Raw genomic sequence first — 23,098 nt, 5'->3', positions numbered from 1 at the left:
TGAGTTGGAGGTGCATGATGGAAGAGCTTCTCACTATTGCGTTTCGCACAATCGTATTATATTTTGTGATACTGGTCATTTTTCGTTTCATGGGCAAACGGGAAATCGGGGAGCTTAGTATTTTAGATCTCGTTGTCTTTATCATGATGGCTGAAATTGCCGTTTTAGCCATAGAAAACGTAGAAGATCATCTATTTCACACCATTTTGCCAATGCTTGTATTAATGATCATCCAAGTGACATTCGCATACTTATCTTTAAAAAACCGAAAAGTTCGCCAGCTTCTGGACGGCAAGCCGACCATTATTATTAAATACGGGAAAATTGACGAAGACGCCATGAAATCACAGCGTTATAATTTTGATGATTTAATGGTTCAGCTCAGAGAAAATAATATCGACAGAGTAGCTGATGTATCATTTGCTATTTTAGAGCCGTCAGGCAAACTGACTGTTGTAAAGAAAGAAAACAGCGGAGAGCATCGGCAGCTCGAAATGCCGCTGATTATAGACGGCTCTATTCAAACAGAAAACCTGTCCAGAATCGGCAAAGACAAACAGTGGCTGCATGAAAAGTTACGAAAACACGGATATACAAACCCTTCAGACATTTCTTTTTGCTCGTTTACTGACGGAGAGTTATTTATTGATGAAAAAGATGGGCACCGCACGTGACCTTTACCGGACGATCAGACGTCCGATAATAGGAATGCGGCGAAGCTCATCTTTTTTAATTAAACCGAATGCGAGCAGGAGGATGATATAGATGCCTGCACTCATCGCAATCCATCCGGCGACATTCACAGCCTCGGACGCTCCAAAGCTTACACATTGTTTGATGGCGGAACTGATGAATCCGGAAATCACAATAACAGCAAAACTGAGTGCGTACTCCTTGATTTTAATACTGATCGGCAGTACCTTGCTTACTGTTGCCGCGTGCAAAAGCGTGACGAGCACCATACCTGTCACAATGGCTAATGCTGCGCCCATAATGCCGAGGGACGGTCTGGTGGCAAGGACGAAAATAAGGCCTGTTTTGACAAGCGCTCCGATTAGGCTGTTCATCATCGCAGCCCCGGCTAAATTAAGCGCCTGCAGCACTGCTTGAAGAGGGCCTTGGAAATAATAAAGCAGAAAAAACGGGGCCATCACTTTTATAAATACAGCAGCGCCTGAGGACCCATACATCACCCTCATCAGCTCATCCGCAAATACGAATAAAATGACAACTGAAATGCCTCCGCTAAGCAGGCAGAGCCGCATGGCTTGTTCCAAGCGGTATTCCACCACCTGCAATTTTTTCTGCTCCATTCCTTCACTGATCGCAGGAACAAGCGCGGTCGACAAAGAATATGTAATAAAGCTGGGCAGAGTCAGCAGCGTCATGGCAAAGCCCGTCAGTTCGCCGTATTGCTTTGTTGCGGCAACTGTCGCCACGCCGGCAATGGCAAGGCTTTGGGCGACGACAATCGGCTCAAAAAACCAAGAAAGGTTTCCGATAAAACGGCTTCCGGTCGTTGGAAGGGATACGCTCATTAACTGGGAAAAAGTTTGTTTTCCGTTTTTTATTGACTGGAAAAAGTGCTTTCTGATTTTAATTGTCTTTTTATACTTAAAGCAAATGAATAAATAAAGGAGTGACGCCAGTTCCCCTGCGACTGAGGAGATCATTGCCCCCGCTGCAGCATATTCAATTCCGTAAGGGAGAAAAATCGTCGTGCATACGGCGACAAGTGAAATCCGGACGACCTGTTCAAGGACTTGAGACACGGCAAGCGGGTTCATATTCTGTTTTCCTTGAAAGTAACCCCTCAGCACACTCGATATAGCGATAATCGGTACAACTGGCGTAATGGCCAGAAGCGGGTACAATGTTCTCTTATCTGTCAGCATCGTTTCAGCCATAACCGGGGCGAAAAACAGAAACAGCGGTGTAAAGATCAGGCTGAGCACTCCTGTGATGGTCAGAGACATGACTAAAATATTTTTCGTTTTTTGATGATCGCCGCGCGCGCTGGCTTCAGCCACAAGCTTACTGATCGCCACCGGCAGACCGAATTGAGTTAATGTAGTGGCTAAGAAAAAGGTAGGCACCGCCATCATGTAAAGCCCGACTCCTTCTTCACCGATAAAACGGGCGATAACCACCCGGTTGACAAACCCGAGCATTCTTGTAACCATTCCTGCCGCGATAAGGATAAGAGTGCCCTTTAAAAACGTCTGTTTCGCCATTTTTACCCCCTGCCTTCTCAAACTACCTGTAATCATATACAATAAAGATATGCGTATATATCGTCCAAGCATGACAAGTCTTCTTGAAAAACAATAAAAAGGAGCGTGGAATTCATGGAGAAGCATTCCGCCGATCTATATAAAGACCACGTCAGGCCGTTTCTTTACAGCAAACTGGAAGAGTTTAAGATTCTCGGGTATGATGATGTTGAACTCGAAAGTTTGTGGTCATACTTAACAGGTAAGAAGTGGAAAAAGAAAACGGAACTGCACATTTATGAGATGACGAGCGATATTTTATCAGTGAAAATTGGCGAATTTATGAACTATGCAACCGTTGAGTCATTTAAAACGTCTAATTGGCTGGGAAGTGAAGAAGGCCAGGAAGCATTGGAAGAACTGCTGAGATAGCAGGTTGATTCGCACAGGTTTAAGGGAGGATATACATAATGAAAAAAGGACGCTTGATTGCGTTTTTCCTTTTCGTTTTATTGATCGGCACGGGCTTGGGCTACTTTACGAAGCCTGCCGCTAACAATATTACGTTAGGATTGGATTTGCAAGGCGGATTTGAGGTGCTGTATGATGTACAGCCCGTAAAAAAAGGTGACAAAATCACAAAAGACGTTCTGGTCAGCACAGTAGAGGCGCTGAACCGCAGGGCCAACGTTCTCGGTGTCAGCGAACCGAACATCCAAATTGAAGGAAATAACCGGATTCGCGTTCAGCTTGCTGGGGTGACAAACCAAAACAGAGCGCGTGAAATCTTGGCGACTGAAGCCCAGCTTTCTTTCAGAGATACGAATGACAAAGAATTGCTGAATGGCTCTGACCTCGTCGAAAACGGAGCCAAACAAACATATGATGCCAAAACAAATGAACCGATTGTCAGTATTAAACTGAAAGATGCTGATAAATTCGGTGAAGTGACCAAAAAGGTCATGAAAATGGCGCCAAATAACCAGCTTGTCATTTGGATGGATTACGAAAAAGGGGACTCCTTCAAAAAAGAAGTTCAAAAAGAGCATCCTAAATATGTATCCGCTCCAAATGTAAGTCAGGAATTAAACACAACAGACGTTACAATTGAAGGACAATTTACTGTTCAAGAAGCGAAAGATTTAGCCAGCATTTTAAACGCCGGCGCGCTTCCTGTGAAACTGACTGAAAAATATTCGACATCAGTAGGCGCACAATTCGGCCAGCAGGCGCTCCATGATACGGTGTTTGCCGGTATTGTCGGTATTGCAATTATTTTCTTATTTATGCTTTTCTATTACCGCCTGCCGGGATTAATCGCCGTGATTACGCTATCAGTTTATATCTACATTACACTCCAGATTTTTGACTGGATGAATGCTGTACTTACACTTCCGGGAATTGCCGCTCTCATTTTAGGTGTCGGGATGGCTGTTGACGCCAATATCATCACCTATGAGCGGATTAAAGAAGAGCTCAAGCTAGGAAAGTCAGTCCGCTCTGCCTTCCGTTCAGGAAACAGACGGTCATTTGCGACGATTTTTGACGCGAATATTACAACGATTATTGCAGCGGTTGTGCTCTTTATCTTCGGGACAAGCTCTGTTAAAGGGTTTGCGACGATGCTGATTCTGTCGATTTTGACAAGCTTTATCACTGCCGTTTTCTTATCAAGATTTCTTCTCGCTCTCCTTGTGGAAAGCAGATGGCTTGATCGGAAAAAAGGCTGGTTCGGCGTCAACAAGAAGCATATCATGGATATTCAGGATACGGACGAAAATACAGAGCCGCATACACCGTTCCAAAAATGGGATTTCACGAGCAAACGCAAATATTTCTTTATTTTCTCCAGTGCGGTCACGATAGCCGGGGTTATTATCCTGCTTGTGTTCAAGCTGAATCTTGGCATTGACTTTGCAAGCGGTGCACGTATTGAAGTGCAAAGCGACCATAAGCTGACGACAGAGCAGGTGGAGAAGGATTTTCAATCTCTGGGCATGGAACCTGATACTGTAGTTCTGTCAGGCGAAAAGAGCAATATCGGTGTTGCCCGTTTTGTTGGAGTGCCAGATAAAGAAACCATTGCAAAAGTCAAAACGTATTTCAAAGACAAATACGGATCAGAGCCAAATGTCAGCACAGTTTCACCGACAGTCGGCAAAGAGCTGGCAAGAAATGCGCTGTACGCAGTTGCTATAGCTTCAATTGGCATCATCATTTACGTTTCGATCCGATTCGAATACAAAATGGCGATTGCCGCAATAGCTTCACTGCTTTATGACGCTTTCTTTATCGTCACGTTCTTTAGCATTACAAGGCTTGAGGTAGATGTTACGTTCATCGCGGCCGTCTTGACGATTATCGGGTATTCTATTAACGATACTATCGTTACATTTGACAGGGTTCGAGAGCATATGAAAAAGCGCAAACCGAAAACATTTGCCGACCTGAATCATATTGTAAACCTGAGCCTGCAGCAAACCTTTACACGATCTATTAACACAGTATTAACTGTCGTGATTGTTGTCGTGACATTGCTGATCTTTGGGGCATCTTCTATTACAAACTTCTCAATTGCTCTATTGGTCGGGTTGTTAACAGGCGTTTATTCTTCTCTCTACATTGCCGCACAAATTTGGCTTGCATGGAAAGGAAAAGAACTGAAAAAAGATTCGGTGCAATAAAAAAACAGGCTGTCCTTTGCAGGGCAGCCTGTTTTTTGAAGTTTCATTGAACTTAAAATAGACATTTGCTATAATGACATACGCTTACATTTAAACATATAAATGGTGTTAAGAGTGTTTGTGACAGGTTTTCAGAATGTGGGAGGGTTATATATGAGGGTTCGCGAATCAGAGCTGCCGGGCATAGGGCAAAAAGTTGAAATGATTACTAGAAACCACGATAAAATTTCAATTATTATTCATCATGACGGCCGGAGAGAGCTGTACTATTTTGACGAAAACGATCATGAAGAATGTGTTGCCTCCGTGCAGTTAGATGACGCTGAAGCTAGGCAAATTTCTGCAATTCTCGGCGGAATGGCATATAAACCGAAAGCATTAGAAAGCGTCGAGGCAGCCCTTGGTGATTTGATCATAGAATGGTTTAAAGCAGAGACTGGAGCGCCTGCCATTCATCATACAATTGGTGATTTGGATGCAGGGCAGGAATATCATGTGACTGTCATTGCGATCATTAAGAAGAATCAAGAAAAACAATTAAATCCGGGATCTGAAACAGTCATTGATGAGGGCGATACCCTTGTGATTTCCGGTGAGAGAAACGGACTGAAGAGGCTGATCCGGGAAAAATTAACTGCAAATGAGGCTTGACCTAGCGTCAAGCCATGTTTAAAACCAGTCTTGATAGGGAAAGTTACCTCAATAAGTGAAGTTTGGGGGAAAGAGAATGAATAAACAATGGACCATTATTTTCGCACTTATTTTTACCTTAATTGTCGCTATTTTTGCAGTCATTAATGTCAGATCGGTAGAAGTTGATTACCTGTTTGGCAGATCAGAATGGCCGCTCATTCTTGTCATTTTAGGCTCAGTTTTAATGGGAGCGCTGATCGTGTTTTCGGTTGGGATTTTTCAGGTGATGAAATTAAAGCGCGAAATAAAAGTGCTGCGGAAAGAAAACAAAACTGCGATACATAAACAAGAGGATACTCAACTTGCTGATCAGACCGATACACAGGATGCATCAGCCGTGATTGAGAAAAAAGACTAGTTTTCGAATAATATTTGAAACCCCTCAGCTTGCTCTAGTATAATAGGGTGGTTGAGGGGTGAATTTATGTTAGCGTCAAAAATGCGATGGGAAATCCAGCGACCAGATCAGGATAAGGTCAAATCACTCACAGAACAATTGCATATAACACCTCTTGTTGCGTCCCTGCTTGTAAAAAGAGGCTTTGATACGGCAGAAAGCGCAAAGCTGTTTTTACATACAAAGGATGCCGATTTTTATGACCCTTTTGAAATGAAGGGCATGAAAGAAGCGGCAGAGCGTATAAAACAGGCGATTTCACAACAAGAACAGATTATGATATATGGCGATTATGACGCCGATGGAGTTACCAGTACGTCAGTGATGCTGCACACACTGCAAAAGCTGTCGGCTCAAGTTGATTTTTATATACCTGACCGCTTTAAAGAAGGATATGGCCCTAATGAACAGGCGTTCCGTTCGATTAAAGAACGGGGCTTCTCTCTGATTATTACGGTTGATACAGGAATTGCCGCCGTGCATGAAGCAAAGGTGGCAAAGGAACTCGAACTTGATGTCATCATTACCGATCACCATGAGCCGGGACCGGAGCTCCCGGATGTTCACGCGATCGTCCACCCGAAGCAGCCGGGCTGCACCTACCCGTTTAAAGAATTGGCCGGAGTCGGAGTCGCGTTTAAGCTTGCTCACGCTTTATTGGGCGAACTTCCAGATGAACTGCTTGACTTGGCGGCAATCGGTACTATTGCCGATCTTGTCCCGCTGCATGACGAAAACAGATTAATTGCAACACTAGGACTTGAAAGGCTTCGGCGGACGACTCGGCTGGGTTTAAAAGAGCTGATCAAGCTGTCAGGCGGAGACATCGGAGAAGCGAACGAAGAAACAGTCGGTTTCCAGCTTGCACCAAGGCTGAATGCTGTCGGAAGAATTGAACAGGCTGATCCCGCTGTTCATTTGCTCATGTCAGAGGATCCGTTTGAAGCGGAAGAGCTTGCCGCTGAAATTGATCAGCTGAACAAAGAACGCCAAAAGATGGTCAGTAAAATGACGGATGAAGCGATTGAAATGGTTGAACAGCAAGGTCTCAATCAAACTGCAATTGTCGTAGCCAAAGCCGGGTGGAATCCGGGAGTCGTCGGGATTGTGGCTTCAAAGCTAGTGGACCGTTTCTACAGACCGGCCATTGTGCTCGGCATTGATGAAGAAAAAGGGATTGCTAAAGGTTCGGCCCGAAGCATAAGGGGCTTTAATTTATTCGAGAGCCTTTCTGAATGCAGAGATATTCTCCCTCATTTCGGCGGTCATCCAATGGCGGCGGGGATGACGCTGAATGCCGAAGATGTGCCGGGTTTGCGTAACAGGCTGAATGAAATAGCGAACAACACGCTTACGGAAGAAGATTTTATTCCTGTACAGGAAGTCGATCTTGTTTGCGATGTCGAGGACATTACAGTTGAAAGCATCACAGAGATGAACCAGCTGTCACCATTTGGCATGCTGAACCCGAAACCGCACGTTCTCGTAGAAAACGCTGTGCTGGAAGATGTCCGCAAGATCGGGGCTAATAAAAATCATGTCAAAATGACGGTCAGAAACGAGTCATCCCAGCTTGATTGCGTCGGTTTTAATAAAGGTGAGCTTGAAGAAGGCATCGTCCCGGGTACAAGAATTTCAATTGTCGGCGAGATGTCAATCAACGAATGGAACAATAGAAAAAAACCGCAGCTTATGATTAAGGATGCCGCTGTTTCTGAATGGCAGCTGTTTGATTTAAGGGGAAAACGGATGTGGGAAGACACAGTTTCCGCCCTTCCATCTGCTAAACGGGCCATTGTCTCTTTCAAAGAAGACTCAACAACACTTCTTCAGACTGAAGACCTTCGCCGCGAAGTGCACGTCATTAGCTCTGTAGATCAAGCGAAGGCGTTTGACCTCGATGGTGCATATATTGTATTACTTGATCCGCCGCCTTCGTTGGACATGCTTGCACGTTTGCTGGAAGGCAAGGCGCCTGAGCGGATATATTTCATTTTTCTCAATCATGAGGACCACTTTTTATCAACATTTCCCGCAAGAGACCACTTTAAATGGTATTATGCGTTCTTGCTGAAAAGAGGCGCTTTTGACGTAAAAAAACACGGTTCAGAGCTTGCAAGACATAAAGGCTGGTCCGTTGAAACAATCAATTTCATGACAAAGGTGTTTTTTGATCTAGGTTTTGTTAAAATAGAGAATGGTGTGCTGTCTGTGGTTAGCGGAGTAAAGAAACGCGACTTAACAGACTCACAAACATATCAGGAGAAACAGCAGCTGATGGAACTGGATCAAAAGCTGAATTATTCTTCTGCTGAAGAGCTGAAGGAATGGCTGAATAAGCTGATGAAACAAGATTCAGAGGCTTATGAAAGTACGAGGAGGACATAAAACAGATGGATTTAAAACAATACGTAACAATTGTACCGGATTACCCGAAAGAGGGCGTGCAATTTAAAGATATTACGACACTGATGGATAAAGGCGATGTATACCGCTATGCCACAGATCAAATTGTTGAATATGCGAAAGAAAAACAAATTGATTTGGTCGTCGGCCCTGAAGCGCGCGGCTTTATTATCGGCTGTCCCGTTGCTTACGCGCTAGGCGTAGGTTTTGCGCCGGTCCGCAAAGAAGGCAAACTGCCACGTGAAGTGATTAAAGTGGATTACGGCTTGGAATACGGAAAAGACGTATTAACGATCCACAAAGATGCCATTCAACCGGGGCAGCGTGTGCTTATTACAGACGACCTGCTTGCGACAGGCGGCACAATTGAAGCCACAATCAAACTTGTTGAAGAGCTTGGCGGCGTTGTTGCTGGTATCGCTTTCTTAATCGAGCTTTCTTACCTTGACGGCAGAGAAAAACTTGATGATTATGATATTTTAACATTAATGAAATACTGAGGATAATCGCATAACGGAAAAAGCACTCCATGTCAGGGTGCTTTTTTCCTATTGTTTTGATATTTATTTTATATAATATTTGGCTATTTGAACTTCTGCTCTTTACATCTTTCGTTTTTTTCTTGATAATAAACTACAATACAGTTTACATTTTAAAAAAGGTGATTCCATGGCGAACGAACAAGTATTGACTGCCGAGCAAGTTATTGATAAAGCGCGCAGCTATCTATCCGATGAGCATATCGCATTTGTCGAAAAAGCATATCTGTACGCTGAAGGTGCTCATCGCGAGCAATACCGCAAATCGGGCGAGCCATATATAATTCATCCGATTCAGGTTGCGGGCATTCTCGTTGATCTTGAAATGGACCCTTCCACGATCGCAGGCGGATTTTTGCACGATGTCGTGGAAGATACAGATGTGACGCTCGATGACCTGAAAGAAGCATTTTCCGAAGAAGTGGCAATGCTTGTGGACGGCGTAACGAAGCTCGGCAAAATTAAATATAAATCTCAAGAGGAACAACAGGCGGAAAATCATCGCAAAATGTTTGTCGCTATGGCTCAAGATATCCGGGTCATACTGATCAAGCTGGCGGATCGTCTTCACAATATGCGGACGCTGAAACATCTTCCTCAGGAAAAACAGCGGAGAATTTCAAATGAAACGCTGGAAATTTTTGCTCCTTTGGCGCATCGTCTCGGGATTTCAAAAATTAAGTGGGAATTGGAAGATACGGCGCTCCGTTATTTGAATCCTCAGCAATATTACAGAATTGTCAACCTCATGAAGAAGAAACGCGCAGAACGTGAGCTTTATGTCGAAGAGGTTGTCAATGAAGTGAAGAAACGTGTCGAAGAAGTGAACATTAAGGCTGACTTCTCAGGACGTCCAAAGCATATTTACAGTATTTATCGAAAAATGGTGCTGCAAAATAAGCAATTCAATGAAATTTACGATTTGCTGGCTGTCCGCATTCTTGTGAATAGCATAAAGGACTGCTACGCGGTGCTCGGCATCATTCACACATGCTGGAAACCGATGCCCGGCAGATTCAAAGATTATATCGCAATGCCGAAGCCGAATATGTATCAATCGCTTCATACAACGGTGATTGGACCTAAAGGCGATCCGCTTGAAGTGCAGATCCGCACCTTTGAAATGCATGAAATTGCGGAATACGGGGTTGCGGCTCACTGGGCTTATAAAGAAGGGAAAGCGGCCAATGAAGGCGCAACCTTTGAGAAAAAGCTTTCTTGGTTCCGTGAAATTTTAGAATTCCAAAATGAATCAACTGATGCAGAAGAATTTATGGAATCGCTCAAAATCGATTTGTTTTCTGACATGGTGTATGTCTTTACGCCGAAAGGAGATGTAATCGAGCTTCCGTCCGGTTCTGTTCCGATTGATTTTTCTTACCGGATTCACTCTGAAATCGGCAATAAAACAATCGGTGCCAAAGTAAACGGAAAAATGGTAACGCTGGACCATAAGCTTCGGACAGGTGATATCGTTGAAATTCTCACCTCTAAGCATTCCTACGGCCCGAGCCAGGATTGGGTGAAGCTTGCCCAAACATCCCAGGCGAAGCATAAGATCCGTCAATTCTTTAAGAAACAGCGGCGCGAAGAAAATGTCGAAAAAGGCCGTGAACTGGTAGAAAAAGAAATTAAAAATCTGGATTTTGAAGTGAAGGATGTCTTAACGCCGGAGAATATCCAGAAGGTTGCTGACAAGTTTAATTTCTCAAATGAAGAGGATATGTACGCAGCGGTCGGCTACAACGGCATTACAGCCTTGCAGGTGGCAAACCGCCTGACGGAAAAAGAGAGAAAGCAACGCGATCAGGAAGAACAGGAAAAGATCGTTCAGGAAGTCACTGCGGAATCTAAGCCATACCCGCAAGGAAGAAAACGGGAAGCGGGCGTTCGCGTCAAGGGCATCGACAATCTTCTTGTCCGTTTATCAAAATGCTGCAATCCTGTACCGGGTGACGATATTGTCGGATTTATCACAAAAGGCAGAGGGGTTTCGGTCCATCGTGAAGACTGTCCGAATGTCAAAACGAATGAAGCCCAGGAGCGGCTGATCCCGGTAGAGTGGGAACATGAGTCACAGGTTCAAAAGCGCAAGGAATACAATGTTGAGATAGAGATTCTTGGTTATGACCGCCGCGGATTGCTGAACGAGGTGCTTCAGGCAGTGAATGAAACGAAAACAAATATTTCATCTGTCTCTGGCAAATCGGACCGCAATAAAGTGGCAACCATTCATATGGCGATTTTCATTCAGAATATTAATCACTTGCATAAAGTCGTCGAGCGTATTAAACAGATAAGAGATATCTATTCTGTGCGCCGCGTCATGAACTAGAGGGGTTAAAAAATGAGATTAGTTGTTCAGCGAGTAACAGAAGCAAACGTTACTGTGGATGAAGAGGTTGTCGGTCAAATTGGACAAGGCCTCATGGTGCTGGTCGGCATCACTCACGATGATACAGAAGAGGATGCAGCTTATTTAGCCGATAAAGTTGTTCATCTACGTATTTTTGATGACAGTGAAGGAAAAATGAATCTGTCTCTTTTAGATATAGGAGGAGAGATTTTATCTGTCTCACAGTTTACGCTTTACGGAGATACGAAAAAAGGGCGTCGGCCGAACTACATGAACGCCGCCAAACCTGATAAAGCTTTAGGGCTTTATGAAAAATGGAATGACCTGCTTCGTGAAAAAGGAATCAAGGTGGAGACCGGAACGTTTGGAGCAATGATGGATGTTCAGCTAACAAACTCCGGACCGGTCACGCTCATTATGGATTCAAAATAAAAAAAGCTGCCAAGAGGCAGCTTTTTTTATTGGAAATATTTCTCTAATCCACTTTCAATCCCGTCTGTTACTTTTTCTTGGTATGAATTGCTATGTACAATGGCTTCTTCCTGCGGATGGCTTACATATCCCAGCTCATACAGCATAGCGGGCTGCCTGTTTTCCCTGAGCACAAAATAATCTCCGAATAACACGCCGCGGTCAGGAATGGAAGAACGCTTTACCACTTCAGAGTGTACATCTGATGCCAGTTCCTGATCTTTGGCAGGACTGTAGTAATAAGCAGTGCTGCCTCTTGTGGAAGTATCTGCATAGCTGTCATAGTGAATGCTTATAAAGGCGTCAGCGTTGCGATAGTGAGACGTGGAGACCCGTGACTGTAAACTGACAAAGGTATCATCCTGGCGTGTCACATACACATCTGCTCCAGCTGATCTGAGTTTACTGGCGAGCAGCTTTGCCGTCTTGATCGTCAGGTTTTTCTCAAATTTGCCCGAATAGCCGATCGTTCCGCTGTCTTTTCCTCCGTGTCCCGGGTCAACAATAATCGTTTTATTGTTCAGAGAGCCGTTTCCGGACGGGGAATCAGAGACAGGCGGCTCACCTGCTTCTTCTGCGCTTTTAGACGTTTGGACCACCCAATTGGCTACATAAGCAGTCTGCCCGTTATCAAGCTTTATTTCATACCAGCTTCCCTTTGAACCAGTAATGGTATACGAATCGCCTTTGGCAGCACGTTCAACGATCGAAGCTGATGTTGACGCTTCACTTCTTAAATTCGTTCCTCCGTATACGATATAGGCTTTTTTAGCGGTGGATGAACTGCCGGCATTTGCTGAATCTTCAGCTGGATCAGAACTAGTCAAAAGGTAATGACTTGCAACCCAGCCTTTCAGACCATTCACCTCGATGTGAGCCCAGCCATTTTTCTCGTTGAGAATCGTCAGTTTCATTCCGCGGTCAAGTTTTGTTATAATCGCCGCGTCATGTGAGGCGGAGGCTCTTACATTAAGTGAAGAAACACCGACTGTGCCCGTTGATGCCCCGGAAGATTCGGTTTGATCGCTCTCATCAGACGCTGAACTGCTGCCGCCTGACGTGACATATTCAGATGACACCCATCCGGTGGCATTTTGATAGGATATCTTGATCCAGCCGGAATCTTTATCAATGACAGATGCTTGGCTGCCTTGAGGGAATTTGCCGATGACTTCGTATGAAGTGCCCGGTCCGGTTCTCATCCGCAGATCGGGGTCTGTTGATGTCACGGTGTCACTGCTTTCTGAAGAACTTGAGCTGGCCTGGTCTTCCTTTGTAATAAGCCAGGAGACCACCCATCCTTTTTCTCCGGAACTAAGCTGTATCTGCACCCAGTCCCCGTCTTCCTTTAAAATCGGGTAGTGCTCTCCCTTTTTCACTTCCGCTGTAATGCCGTAGCTAAGCCCCGGGCCGCTTCTGACGTTCATTTCATCTGTTGCGATGACCGCTTCTCCCTGAGCGGCTGTAACAGATGAAAAAGGCGTGAAAAGCGCCCCGGCGACGATAATACATACAATAAGAACAAAGTATTTCTTGCTCATTGTGTCCTCCTTTCGATGATCATAAAAAAAGCATTCTTGCTTAATATCGTAAAGTCCTTTCTGATTTTTAAATAAAAATAAAATGATTTGTTTATACTAGGCGTAAATAAATCAAAAAGGTGTGCAAATCATGAAATATCATCCAAAAATGGGACGCGCATTTCACGACGGTGAAGCAAATCTGCATTACAGCGATCACGCTGACCCCGATACGACCGGTTATCTTACGGAAACAGCTTCTGAATTTGGTCTTATGTCCAAAGAAGCAGCGATGAGGAAAAACAACCGGAATAAAGCTTGACAGAGAACCCCAATCCCATTATTATAATAGAAATTGAGTACATAGCAAATGATGAATGATTTGAACCAATAATGGAGAAGAGTAGGTCAGATTGCATGGCTAGAGAGGAATCGCCCCGGCTGAAAGCGGATCCCATTGCGTCTTTCTCGAAACAACACTCCGGAGGTTTCCTGCTGAACGCGTTAATCCCGTCATTAGGCAGTGAACGTGAACCTGCGTTAAAGGATCGAGCGGGAATATGAACATATTCCAACTAGGGTGGCACCACGGGTATAACTCTCGTCCCTACTATACATGTATAGTAGGGGCGGGGGTTTTTTTCATTTTCATCATTAACGATAATTGTATATTTTATAAGGAATACATAAGGAGGTCTACATATGGGATATAACATTCCGAGAGGAACACAGGATATTCTGCCTGGAGAATCAGATCGCTGGCAGTTTGTTGAACAAATTATGAGAGACACTTGCCGCACTTATCAATATAAAGAAATCCGCACACCGATTTTTGAGCATACAGAACTGTTTGCCAGAGGTGTAGGGGAGTCAACGGATATCGTACAAAAAGAAATGTATACTTTTCAGGACCGCAAAGGCAGAAGCCTGACGCTTCGTCCAGAGGGAACAGCCGCGGCGGTTCGCGCTTTTAATGAAAACAAGCTATTCGCAAATCCTGTTCAGCCGACAAAGCTTTATTATGTCGGGCCGATGTTCCGTTACGAACGTCCGCAGACGGGCCGCTTCCGCCAGTTCTATCAATTCGGAATTGAAGCGATTGGCTCGAAAGACCCTGCGATCGATGCAGAAGTAATGGCGCTTGCGATGAGTATTTATCAAAAAGCAGGCTTGCAAAATGTTAAGCTTGTTCTAAACAGTCTCGGCGATCAAGAAAGCCGCAAAAGCTACAGAGAAGCGCTCGTGAAACATTTTGAGCCTCGCATCGAAGAGTTTTGTTCAGACTGCCAGTCACGGCTGCACACAAACCCGCTCAGAATCTTGGACTGCAAAAAAGACCGAGATCATGAGCTGATGAAATCGGCACCTTCGATTTTGACCTATTTAAATGAAGAATCAGCCGCTTATTTTGAAAAAGTGAAACAATACTTAAACGACCTTGGCATTTCGTATGAAATCGATCCTAACCTTGTGAGAGGATTGGATTATTACAACCACACCGCATTTGAAATCATGAGCAATGCGGAGGGGTTTGGCGCGATTACGACACTTGCCGGCGGCGGACGCTACGACGGACTTGTCGAACAGATCGGCGGACCTGAAGCGCCGGGCATCGGATTTGCGATGAGCATTGAACGCCTGCTTGCCGCAATTGATGCTGAAAAAAGAGAACTGCCTGTTGATCAGGGAATCGACTGCTATATCGTCACACTCGGCGAAAAAGCGAAGGATTATTCTGTTTCATTGGTGTACAAACTGAGAGAAGCAGGCATTTCCAGCGAAATTGATTATGAAAATAAGAAAATGAAAGGCCAGTTTAAAACAGCTGACCGCCTGAATGCCAGATTTATTGCGATTTTGGGTGAAGATGAGCTTGCCCAAAATAAAATCAATGTAAAGGATTCACAGACGGGCGAACAGATTGAAGTGGCACTTGATGAATTTATACATGTGATGAAGGCAAACCAAAAGGGATAAGGAGTGGAACGCATTGTTTGGAAGAACATATTATTGCGGTGATATAACTGAAAAAGCAATTGGTGAATCTGTAACGCTGAAAGGCTGGGTCCAAAAAAGACGGGACCTCGGCGGATTGATTTTTATTGACTTGCGTGACCGTACAGGAATTGTTCAGGTCGTTTTTAACCCTGATGTGTCAAAAGAAGCGCTTGCTATTGCAGAAGGCATCAGAAACGAATACGTCCTTGATGTTAAAGGGAAAGTGGTAGCGCGTGAAGAAGGCACGGTCAATGCGAATTTGAAAACAGGCGCAATCGAAATTCACGCTGATGGAGTGACAGTATTAAGTGCTGCAAAGACACCGCCGTTTGCGATTTCTGATCAAGCAGAAGACGTATCAGAGGACGTCCGTTTAAAACACCGTTACTTAGATTTGCGCAGACCTGCTATGTTTCAAACGATGCAGATGCGGCATAACGTGACGAAAGCAGTCCGCAGCTTTTTAGATGATAACGGGTTTCTTGATATTGAAACGCCGATTTTAACAAAAAGCACACCTGAGGGAGCACGTGACTACTTGGTGCCGAGCCGTGTGCACGAAGGTGAGTTCTATGCGCTGCCTCAGTCTCCGCAGCTATTTAAACAGCTTCTGATGGTATCCGGCATTGAACGCTATTATCAGATTGCCCGCTGTTTCCGCGATGAAGACTTGCGTGCGGACCGCCAGCCTGAGTTTACGCAGATCGATATTGAAATGTCCTTTATGAGCCAGGAGGACATTATGTCATTGGCTGAGGATATGATGGCAAAGATTATGCGTGAAACAAAAGGGGTGGAGCTCAAGCTTCCTCTTCCTCGAATGACGTATGACGAGGCAATGAACAAATACGGTTCTGATAAACCTGATACGCGTTTTGACATGCTGTTGACAGATGTGTCTGACATTGTGAAGGATACAGAATTTAAAGTATTCTCATCAGCTGTGGAAAACGGCGGCGTTGTCAAAGCGATTAATGTAAAAGGCGGAGCCGGCGATTACTCCAGAAAAGACATCGACGCTCTTGGCGCTTTTGCTGCAAACTACGGGGCAAAGGGACTTGCCTGGGTGAAAGTTGAGGCAGACGGAGTGAAAGGCCCGATCGCCAAATTCTTTGATGAAGAAAAGCAGTCTAAGCTGATTGAAGCACTTGATGCTGCTGAAGGTGATTTGCTGCTGTTCGGAGCGGATAAATTCGAAGTTGTAGCCGCATCACTCGGCGCCCTGCGCTTAAAGCTTGGGAAAGAGCGCGGACTGATTGACGAAAACCTGTTTAATTTCTTATGGGTCATCGACTGGCCGCTCTTAGAGCATGATCCGGAGGAAGGCCGTTTTTACGCAGCCCACCATCCGTTCACAATGCCTGTCCGTGAAGACCTTGAGCTGATTGAAACAGCGCCTGAAGACATGAAAGCACAAGCCTATGACCTCGTCTTAAACGGCTATGAGCTTGGCGGAGGTTCGATCCGTATTTTCGAAAAGGATATTCAGGAAAAAATGTTTGCGCTTCTTGGCTTCTCACAAGAAGAAGCAGCTGAGCAGTTCGGATTCCTTTTAGAAGCATTTGAATACGGCGCTCCTCCGCACGGCGGAATCGCGCTCGGCTTAGACCGACTCGTTATGCTTCTCGCAGGACGTACGAACCTAAGAGATACGATCGCATTCCCGAAAACGGCAAGTGCAAGCTGCCTGATGACAGAAGCGCCAGGGGAAGTAAGCGACGCCCAGCTTGATGAGCTTCATCTTTCTATTAAGAAAAAAGTTAAGAACTGAATGAGCAGTTCGATTCTTGAAAATCAAAATCGTCTGTGATATGATTTTGACAAGTTAAATAAAGTCCTGATGTGTTAGTTGTACACCTAGTTTTGACCGAACATTTTTTTGATTTGGGAGCCCGCATTTTTAAATGGCGTACATGCCTCTTTTCATTCGGTAAAGAGGACTTACAAGATTTAAAAGAGGGCACCCACCTGCTGAGAGCGGGTTCAAAACAAAGGAAAGCTGCAACGGCACTATTGGGACTTTATTTTTTGTGCGCAGAAAAAACGGCTGCTCATGGATCAGCCATTTTATAGATGAAAACCAGAATACGAATGTGGAGTGAGGTTCTTGTTACACCAGTTTTCACGCAATGAATTAGCTATCGGAAAAGAAGGCCTTGAAACGCTGAAAAACAGCACGGTTGCTGTTCTTGGGGTCGGCGGAGTCGGATCGTTTGCGGCGGAAGCTCTTGCGCGGTCAGGCGTCGGCCGCATTCTGCTTGTCGACAAAGATGATGTGGACATTACAAATGTAAACCGCCAGCTTCACGCGCTTCTTTCAACAGTCGGACAGCCGAAAGTTGATTTAATGAAAGCGCGGATCGCAGACATTAACCCAGAGTGTGAAGTGATCGCGTTAAAAATGTTCTATACGGAAGAAACGTATGAGCAATTTTTTGAATATAATCTTGACTATGTCATTGATGCGTCAGACACCATTCATTATAAAATTCATTTAATGAAAGAATGTCTGAAACGGGATATTCCGCTCATTTCCAGCATGGGTGCAGCGAATAAAACGGATCCGACACGCTTCCAAATCGCTGATATTTCAAAAACGCACACTGATCCAATTGCAAAGGTTGTCCGTACGAGATTACGCAAAGAGGGTATCAAAAAGGGCGTTCAAGTGATTTTCTCTGACGAAAGCCCGATTGTCATTCGGGAAGATGTCAGAAAAGAAGTGGGAAATGATGAAGCGAAAATCCGCAAAGCAAAAATGCCGCCATCCTCTAATGCTTTTGTGCCGTCAGTTGCCGGTTTGATTATGGGCGGACATGTTGTCATGGATCTTTTGAAAGACATTGAAATCAAACGTGTGAAAGATAAATAACCCGTAAAAAACAGCCTTGAGTCATCAAGGCTGTTTTTGTCTTATTTTCTTTTCATTAATTTGTCGTATACCTGCTTTAACGCGGATTCGAACTTGCCCGTTTGCTTCGGCTTGTAATATTGCTTGTTCTTTAAAGGATCAGGGAGATATTGCTGTTCGACCCATCCGTTGTCGTAATTGTGCGGGTATTTATAGTCGATTCCTCTTCCTAATTCCTGGGCTCCTTTATAATGCGCGTCCTTTAAATGCTTCGGGACATCCCCGATTTTTCCGGCTCTGATATCCGCCAGCGCCTCATCGATTGCGAGAATGGCTGAGTTTGATTTCGGTGAGAGGCAAAGTTCAATGACTGCGTTGGCCAGCGGGATTCGTGCTTCGGGAAATCCGACTCGCTCAGCGGTCTGAATAGCGTGCAGGACTCTTGGACCGGCTTGCGGGCTTGCTAAGCCGATATCTTCATAGGCGATAACAAGCAGTCGTCTTGCGATGCTTTCCAGGTCGCCAGCTTCAATTAATCTTGCCAAATAGTGAAGAGCGGCGTTGGCATCAGAGCCGCGGATTGATTTTTGAAAGGCGGACAAAACATCATAATGCGCGTCACCATCTTTATCGTGAGAAAAGCTCTTTTTCTGCAAACATTCTTCCGCGGTTTCTAATGTAATGTGAATTACGCCGCCAGCTGACTCCTTCGTTGACAAGACGGCCAGCTCAAGCGCATTTAAAGCGGATCGGACGTCTCCTCCGCATCCGTGGGCAAAATGCTCCATCGCCTGATCATCAATGGATACAGAATATGTGCCAAGGCCCCGATGCTCATCATGAAGCGCCCGTTCCAGAGCCTGTTTAATCAGTTCCGGTGTTAACGGCTCAAGCTCAAAAATCTGTGTCCGGCTTCTGATCGCAGGATTAATGGCATGATACGGGTTAGCCGTGGTTGCTCCGATCAAAATGATCATCCCGTTTTCTAAATAGGGCAATAGAAAATCTTGTTTCCCTTTATCCAGCCTGTGAACTTCATCCAGAATCAAAATCACCTGACCTGACATTTTAGCTTCCTGGGCTACGATTTCCATATCTTTTTTATTGTTAATGACAGCATTCAGCTTCCGAAAAGCAATACTTGTTGAACCGGCGATTGCTGTTGCGATTGATGTTTTTCCAATTCCGGGAGGCCCGTACAAAATCATGGATGACAAATGTTTTGCCTGAACCATTCTGCCGATAATTTTATCTTCAGCCACCAGATGCTGCTGGCCGATAATATCCTCTATTTTTGTCGGACGCATCCGATATGCCAATGGCTTCATCATCATCTCTCCTTACTTAATTACAGGGTAACGGAAAACTGGACATTAGAAAAGAGGGAAGGCCCGTTTCCGCCTGCCTCAATGAAAATTTGCTGAAGGTATGTTATAATAACAGTTGGTCTATTAGATAATAAACGGACGAATCATATAGAAATTACCATTATAATTGTGGAAAATCATGAAATAACAGAGGTGTTCATGTTGAAAATATCAACTAAGGGAAGATACGGACTCACCATTATGATCGAGCTTGCAAAAAAGCATGGTGAAGGCCCGACTTCATTAAAAAGCATCGCACAGACGAATAATTTGTCCGAGCATTATTTGGAGCAGCTGGTATCGCCGCTCAGAAATGCCGGTTTAGTGAAAAGCATCAGAGGCGCATACGGCGGATATGTATTAGGCAGCGAGCCGGATGCGATTACGGCGGGAGATATTATCCGTGTACTTGAGGGGCCGATCAGTCCTGTTGAAGTGCTGGAAGACGAGGAGCCTGCCAAGCGTGAGCTCTGGATTCGCATTCGGGATGCTGTGAAAGAGGTTTTAGACAGTACAACACTAGAGGATCTTGCAAGCTATACAGACGGAGAGCAAGAAGCTTATATGTTCTATATTTAGATCAGAGGTGTAAACATAATGGAACGGATTTATTTAGATCATGCCGCAACGTCTCCGCTGGATGAGCGCGTGCTGGAAAAAATGATACCGCATTTCTCCGGCAATTTCGGCAATCCATCCAGTATTCATTCATTTGGAAGAGAATCTCGAAAATGGGTGGACGAAGCAAGAGCGCAGATTGCAGCTGAAATCGGAGCTACAGAGCAGGAGATCATTTTTACAAGCGGGGGCACGGAAGCTGATAACTTGGCTATCATGGGAACCGCGCTTGCAAGAAAAGATTTGGGCAGACATATCATCACGACAAAAATTGAACATCACGCCGTCCTTCACACGTGTGAAAAACTTGAGGAAGACGGATTTGAAGTAACGTATCTGGACGTTGACCAAAATGGAAGAGTCAGTGCAAATCAGGTGAAAGAAGCACTGCGTGATGATACAATCCTTGTGACAGTGATGTATGGAAATAATGAAGTCGGAACAGTGCAGCCGATCGATGAAATCGGTGAGCTGCTGAAGGAACACCAGGCTTATTTTCATACGGATGCTGTTCAGGCATTCGGGTTGCTGCCAATTCATGTGAAAAACAGCCATATTGACCTTCTGTCTGTTTCTGGGCACAAGCTCAACGGGCCAAAAGGGACAGGCTTTTTATATGCAAGTAAAGATGTGAAGCTTTCCCCGCTCTTGTTCGGAGGAGAGCAAGAAAGAAAACGCCGTGCCGGAACAGAAAATGTTCCCGGTATTGTCGGGCTGAAAGAAGCCATCAAGCTGTCAAGTGAAGAACGGGACGAAAAAAACGAGAAGTATCAATCGTTTAAAACAATTGTTGCCGACACGCTTGAACATGCCGGTGTGGCATTCGAGATCAACGGGGACAAAGAGCATAGTTTGCCGCATGTACTGAACCTGTATTTCCCCGGTGTATCAGTAGAAGCACTGCTTGTAAATCTTGATATGGCGGGAGTCGCTGTCTCAAGCGGATCAGCGTGCACCGCCGGTTCGGTCCTGCCGTCACATGTGCTGACTGCCATGTTCGGGGATGAGAGTGACCGGCTGACGTCCTCGATTCGGATCAGCTTCGGCCTCGGCAATACGGCTGAGCAAGTGAAAACCGCTGCCAAACATGTGGCCGACGTTGTCAAACGGCTGACACAATAAGGCGGCTTAGTTATTGGAGTGAATAAAATGGAAAAACGGCCGGAGGATACAAGAGTCGTCGTCGGCATGTCCGGCGGAGTAGACTCATCTGTGGCGGCCCTGCTGTTAAAAGAACAGGGCTATGATGTAATCGGAATCTTTATGAAAAACTGGGATGATACGGACGAAAACGGTTTTTGCACGGCGACAGAGGATTATGAAGATGTGATCCGCGTCTGCAATCAAATCGGAATTCCGTACTATGCCGTTAATTTTGAAAAGCAATATTACGAGAAGGTATTTCAATACTTCCTCGATGAATATAAAGCAGGCAGAACACCAAACCCGGATGTGCTGTGCAACAAAGAAATTAAATTCAAGGCATTTTTGGAGCATGCCCTGTCACTTGGCGCCGACTATTTAGCGACTGGCCACTATGCAAGGGTCGACAGAAGCGGCGGCAAAGTCAGAATGCTGCGCGGCATTGATGAAAACAAAGATCAAACGTACTTCTTGAATCAGCTGACAGAAGATACGCTAAGCAAAGTCATGTTCCCGATCGGCGAGCTTCAAAAAAGCCGTGTGCGTGAAATTGCCAAAGAAGCAGATCTTGCAACGGCAACGAAAAAAGACAGTACGGGCATCTGTTTTATCGGCGAACGCAACTTCAAAACGTTTCTCAGCCAATATCTCCCTGCACAGCCGGGCGATATGATGACGATGGACGGCGAAGTAAAAGGACGCCACGACGGGTTAATGTACTACACGATCGGACAGCGTCACGGCCTTGGCATCGGAGGAAGCGGCGAGCCGTGGTTTGCGGTTGGTAAAGATCTTGAAAAGAACATCCTCTACGTGGATCAAGGGTTCCATAACCCGCTTCTTTATTCCGACAAAATTACAGCTACGAATATTAGCTGGGTTCGTTCGGATATCATGAAGGGCGAAGAGATTTCCTGCACGGCTAAATTCCGTTATCGCCAAGAAGATCATAAAGTGACGGTGCGCATGACAGGTGAAGGAGAAGCGGAAGTCATCTTTGATGAACAAGTCCGTGCTGTCACGCCGGGTCAAGCCGTTGTCTTCTATGATGGCGAAGAATGCCTTGGCGGCGGAACTATTGATGATGTGTACAAAGACGGAACAAAATTGTGGTACGTATAAAAGATGAAAAACCTCAACACTGAGTTGGGGTTTTTTAATGAAAGGAAGATGGTCGGTGGATTATAATCAACTCGGTATAGAGGCGATGCAAAAAGGCGATTACGAGAAAGCGGCAGAGGCATTTACAAAAGCGATTGAAGAAAATAAAGAAGACGCGATTCCGTATATTAACTTTGCTAACCTGCTTTCATCCGTGAACGAGCTGGAACGGGCTTTAGCGTTTTATGATAAAGCGCTTGAATTAGACAGCAGCGCCGCCACTGCTTATTATGGAGCAGGAAATGTCTATGTTGTAAAAGAAATGTACAAAGAAGCGAAAGACATGTTTGAAAAAGCGCTTCGTGCCGGGATGGAAAACGGCGACCTGTTTTATATGCTCGGAACGGTTCTTGTCAAGCTCGAACAGCCTAAGCTTGCACTGCCATATTTACAAAGAGCGGTCGAACTGAATGAGAACGATACAGAAGCGCGCTTTCAATTTGGGATGTGCTTAGCGAACGAGGGCATGCTGGACGAAGCGCTCAGCCAATTCGCAGCTGTAACAGAGCAAGATCCTGGGCACGCTGATGCATTTTACAATGCCGGTGTTGCTTATGCTTATAAAGAAAATCGAGAAAAAGCGCTGGAAATGCTGGACAAGGCGATTGACATCCAGCCAGATCATATGCTTGCGCTTCATGCAAAAAAACTGATCGACCCATCATAACAGGCAGAGGAGGA

General features: G+C 45.0%; 20 protein-coding genes, 1 other RNA gene and 1 other annotated feature. Of the genes, 18 read left to right on the top strand and 3 right to left on the bottom strand.

The genetic code is table 11. The features are described 5' to 3' along the window. The first annotated feature begins 17 nt into the window (after nucleotides 1–17). Nucleotides 18–674, top strand: a complete 657-nt coding sequence (locus BSI_RS14465) for a DUF421 domain-containing protein (RefSeq protein ID WP_003237523.1) — start codon at nucleotides 18–20, stop codon at nucleotides 672–674. A 3-nt stretch (nucleotides 675–677) separates the two neighbouring features. Here the strand turns inward: BSI_RS14465 and spoVB are convergent, their stop codons facing one another. Further along, nucleotides 678–2,234: a stage V sporulation protein B gene (gene spoVB / locus BSI_RS14470; protein WP_003237520.1), complete on the bottom strand. Its 1,557-nt coding sequence runs from the start codon at nucleotides 2,232–2,234 to the stop codon at nucleotides 678–680. Nucleotides 2,235–2,348: 114 nt separating this feature from the next. On the opposite strand from spoVB, the gene comN reads away from it, so the two are divergent. The 8 genes from comN to dtd all read left to right on the top strand — a co-directional run bounded on the left by comN (nucleotide 2,349) and on the right by dtd (nucleotide 11,720). Further along, nucleotides 2,349–2,645: a post-transcriptional regulator ComN gene (gene comN, locus BSI_RS14475; protein ID WP_003237518.1), complete on the top strand. Its 297-nt coding sequence runs from the start codon at nucleotides 2,349–2,351 to the stop codon at nucleotides 2,643–2,645. 38 nt (nucleotides 2,646–2,683) lie between these two features. Then, nucleotides 2,684–4,897, top strand: a complete 2,214-nt coding sequence (secDF, locus tag BSI_RS14480) for a protein translocase subunit SecDF (RefSeq protein ID WP_003237516.1) — start codon at nucleotides 2,684–2,686, stop codon at nucleotides 4,895–4,897. Between the two features lie 153 nt (nucleotides 4,898–5,050). Further along, a complete protein-coding gene (locus BSI_RS14485; protein WP_003237514.1) occupies nucleotides 5,051–5,548 on the top strand; it encodes a cation:proton antiporter regulatory subunit in 498 nt (165 codons plus the stop codon). Between the two features lie 76 nt (nucleotides 5,549–5,624). Continuing rightward, nucleotides 5,625–5,948, top strand: coding sequence for a LapA family protein (locus tag BSI_RS14490; protein ID WP_003237512.1), 324 nt, complete (start codon nucleotides 5,625–5,627; stop codon nucleotides 5,946–5,948). 66 nt (nucleotides 5,949–6,014) lie between these two features. Continuing rightward, entirely contained in the window at nucleotides 6,015–8,375 is a 2,361-nt protein-coding gene (recJ, locus tag BSI_RS14495) for a single-stranded-DNA-specific exonuclease RecJ (RefSeq protein ID WP_003237510.1), read from the top strand. Nucleotides 8,376–8,380: 5 nt separating this feature from the next. After that, complete coding sequence (locus BSI_RS14500; RefSeq protein WP_003237508.1) at nucleotides 8,381–8,893, top strand: adenine phosphoribosyltransferase; 513 nt, start codon at nucleotides 8,381–8,383, stop codon at nucleotides 8,891–8,893. A gap of 169 nt (nucleotides 8,894–9,062) precedes the next feature. Continuing rightward, nucleotides 9,063–11,267, top strand: a complete 2,205-nt coding sequence (relA, locus tag BSI_RS14505; RefSeq protein WP_003237506.1) for a GTP diphosphokinase — start codon at nucleotides 9,063–9,065, stop codon at nucleotides 11,265–11,267. A 12-nt stretch (nucleotides 11,268–11,279) separates the two neighbouring features. Beyond that, nucleotides 11,280–11,720, top strand: a complete 441-nt coding sequence (dtd, locus tag BSI_RS14510) for a D-aminoacyl-tRNA deacylase (RefSeq protein ID WP_003237504.1) — start codon at nucleotides 11,280–11,282, stop codon at nucleotides 11,718–11,720. A 26-nt stretch (nucleotides 11,721–11,746) separates the two neighbouring features. Here dtd and BSI_RS14515 read toward each other — a convergent pair whose 3' ends face one another. After that, nucleotides 11,747–13,300, bottom strand: coding sequence for an N-acetylmuramoyl-L-alanine amidase family protein (locus BSI_RS14515; RefSeq protein WP_003237502.1), 1,554 nt, complete (start codon nucleotides 13,298–13,300; stop codon nucleotides 11,747–11,749). 130 nt (nucleotides 13,301–13,430) lie between these two features. Here BSI_RS14515 and BSI_RS14520 point away from each other — a divergent pair, with 130 nt between their 5' ends. The 5 genes from BSI_RS14520 to BSI_RS14540 all read left to right on the top strand — a co-directional run bounded on the left by BSI_RS14520 (nucleotide 13,431) and on the right by BSI_RS14540 (nucleotide 18,149). Further along, nucleotides 13,431–13,601, top strand: coding sequence for a YrzK family protein (locus BSI_RS14520; protein WP_003237500.1), 171 nt, complete (start codon nucleotides 13,431–13,433; stop codon nucleotides 13,599–13,601). 59 nt (nucleotides 13,602–13,660) lie between these two features. Further along, nucleotides 13,661–13,891, top strand: a binding site (T-box leader). A gap of 90 nt (nucleotides 13,892–13,981) precedes the next feature. After that, nucleotides 13,982–15,256 (top strand): histidine--tRNA ligase, encoded by a 1,275-nt coding sequence (gene hisS, locus BSI_RS14525; RefSeq protein ID WP_003237495.1) that lies wholly within the window; start codon nucleotides 13,982–13,984, stop codon nucleotides 15,254–15,256. Between the two features lie 13 nt (nucleotides 15,257–15,269). Further along, the gene (gene aspS, locus BSI_RS14530; RefSeq protein ID WP_003237493.1) at nucleotides 15,270–17,048 is read left to right on the top strand and encodes an aspartate--tRNA ligase; all 1,779 of its coding nucleotides are present in this window, start codon (nucleotides 15,270–15,272) and stop codon (nucleotides 17,046–17,048) included. Nucleotides 17,049–17,108: 60 nt separating this feature from the next. After that, nucleotides 17,109–17,301: non-coding RNA, 6S RNA (ssrS, locus tag BSI_RS14535), on the top strand. A gap of 83 nt (nucleotides 17,302–17,384) precedes the next feature. Beyond that, nucleotides 17,385–18,149, top strand: a complete 765-nt coding sequence (locus BSI_RS14540) for a tRNA threonylcarbamoyladenosine dehydratase (protein WP_003237491.1) — start codon at nucleotides 17,385–17,387, stop codon at nucleotides 18,147–18,149. Nucleotides 18,150–18,190: 41 nt separating this feature from the next. On the opposite strand, the gene BSI_RS14545 is transcribed toward BSI_RS14540, so the two are convergent. Further along, nucleotides 18,191–19,456, bottom strand: coding sequence for a replication-associated recombination protein A (locus BSI_RS14545; protein ID WP_032731914.1), 1,266 nt, complete (start codon nucleotides 19,454–19,456; stop codon nucleotides 18,191–18,193). A 201-nt stretch (nucleotides 19,457–19,657) separates the two neighbouring features. Between BSI_RS14545 and cymR the strand changes: the two genes are divergently transcribed. The 4 genes from cymR to BSI_RS14565 all read left to right on the top strand — a co-directional run bounded on the left by cymR (nucleotide 19,658) and on the right by BSI_RS14565 (nucleotide 23,084). Continuing rightward, nucleotides 19,658–20,074 carry a cysteine metabolism transcriptional regulator CymR gene (cymR, locus tag BSI_RS14550; protein WP_003225879.1) on the top strand — a complete coding sequence of 139 codons (417 nt, stop codon included), beginning with the start codon at nucleotides 19,658–19,660 and terminating at the stop codon, nucleotides 20,072–20,074. Between the two features lie 18 nt (nucleotides 20,075–20,092). Next, the gene (locus tag BSI_RS14555) at nucleotides 20,093–21,235 is read left to right on the top strand and encodes a cysteine desulfurase family protein (RefSeq protein WP_003237487.1); all 1,143 of its coding nucleotides are present in this window, start codon (nucleotides 20,093–20,095) and stop codon (nucleotides 21,233–21,235) included. A 27-nt stretch (nucleotides 21,236–21,262) separates the two neighbouring features. Further along, nucleotides 21,263–22,378 carry a tRNA 2-thiouridine(34) synthase MnmA gene (gene mnmA / locus BSI_RS14560; protein WP_003237485.1) on the top strand — a complete coding sequence of 372 codons (1,116 nt, stop codon included), beginning with the start codon at nucleotides 21,263–21,265 and terminating at the stop codon, nucleotides 22,376–22,378. Nucleotides 22,379–22,463: 85 nt separating this feature from the next. After that, on the top strand, nucleotides 22,464–23,084 hold the full coding sequence (locus BSI_RS14565) for a tetratricopeptide repeat protein (protein ID WP_232919234.1): 621 nt from the start codon (nucleotides 22,464–22,466) through the stop codon (nucleotides 23,082–23,084). Nucleotides 23,085–23,098: the final 14 nt, after the last annotated feature.

The sequence above is a fragment of the Bacillus inaquosorum KCTC 13429 genome, from assembly GCF_000332645.1.
Taxonomy (GTDB): domain Bacteria; phylum Bacillota; class Bacilli; order Bacillales; family Bacillaceae; genus Bacillus; species Bacillus inaquosorum.
This window is presented reverse-complemented; position numbering and strand designations above follow the sequence as displayed.

Coding starts and splice junctions, on each gene's coding strand:
- BSI_RS14515 (WP_003237502.1), bottom strand. CDS start 13,300: ATGAGCAAGAAATACTTTGTTCTTATTGTATGTATTATCGTCGCCGGG.
- hisS (WP_003237495.1), top strand. CDS start 13,982: ATGGGATATAACATTCCGAGAGGAACACAGGATATTCTGCCTGGAGAA.
- secDF (WP_003237516.1), top strand. CDS start 2,684: ATGAAAAAAGGACGCTTGATTGCGTTTTTCCTTTTCGTTTTATTGATC.
- BSI_RS14465 (WP_003237523.1), top strand. CDS start 18: ATGGAAGAGCTTCTCACTATTGCGTTTCGCACAATCGTATTATATTTT.
- recJ (WP_003237510.1), top strand. CDS start 6,015: ATGTTAGCGTCAAAAATGCGATGGGAAATCCAGCGACCAGATCAGGAT.
- mnmA (WP_003237485.1), top strand. CDS start 21,263: ATGGAAAAACGGCCGGAGGATACAAGAGTCGTCGTCGGCATGTCCGGC.
- BSI_RS14565 (WP_232919234.1), top strand. CDS start 22,464: ATGCAAAAAGGCGATTACGAGAAAGCGGCAGAGGCATTTACAAAAGCG.
- dtd (WP_003237504.1), top strand. CDS start 11,280: ATGAGATTAGTTGTTCAGCGAGTAACAGAAGCAAACGTTACTGTGGAT.
- BSI_RS14500 (WP_003237508.1), top strand. CDS start 8,381: ATGGATTTAAAACAATACGTAACAATTGTACCGGATTACCCGAAAGAG.
- BSI_RS14485 (WP_003237514.1), top strand. CDS start 5,051: ATGAGGGTTCGCGAATCAGAGCTGCCGGGCATAGGGCAAAAAGTTGAA.
- BSI_RS14545 (WP_032731914.1), bottom strand. CDS start 19,456: ATGAAGCCATTGGCATATCGGATGCGTCCGACAAAAATAGAGGATATT.
- relA (WP_003237506.1), top strand. CDS start 9,063: ATGGCGAACGAACAAGTATTGACTGCCGAGCAAGTTATTGATAAAGCG.
- comN (WP_003237518.1), top strand. CDS start 2,349: ATGGAGAAGCATTCCGCCGATCTATATAAAGACCACGTCAGGCCGTTT.
- BSI_RS14490 (WP_003237512.1), top strand. CDS start 5,625: ATGAATAAACAATGGACCATTATTTTCGCACTTATTTTTACCTTAATT.
- BSI_RS14555 (WP_003237487.1), top strand. CDS start 20,093: ATGGAACGGATTTATTTAGATCATGCCGCAACGTCTCCGCTGGATGAG.
- spoVB (WP_003237520.1), bottom strand. CDS start 2,234: ATGGCGAAACAGACGTTTTTAAAGGGCACTCTTATCCTTATCGCGGCA.
- BSI_RS14520 (WP_003237500.1), top strand. CDS start 13,431: ATGAAATATCATCCAAAAATGGGACGCGCATTTCACGACGGTGAAGCA.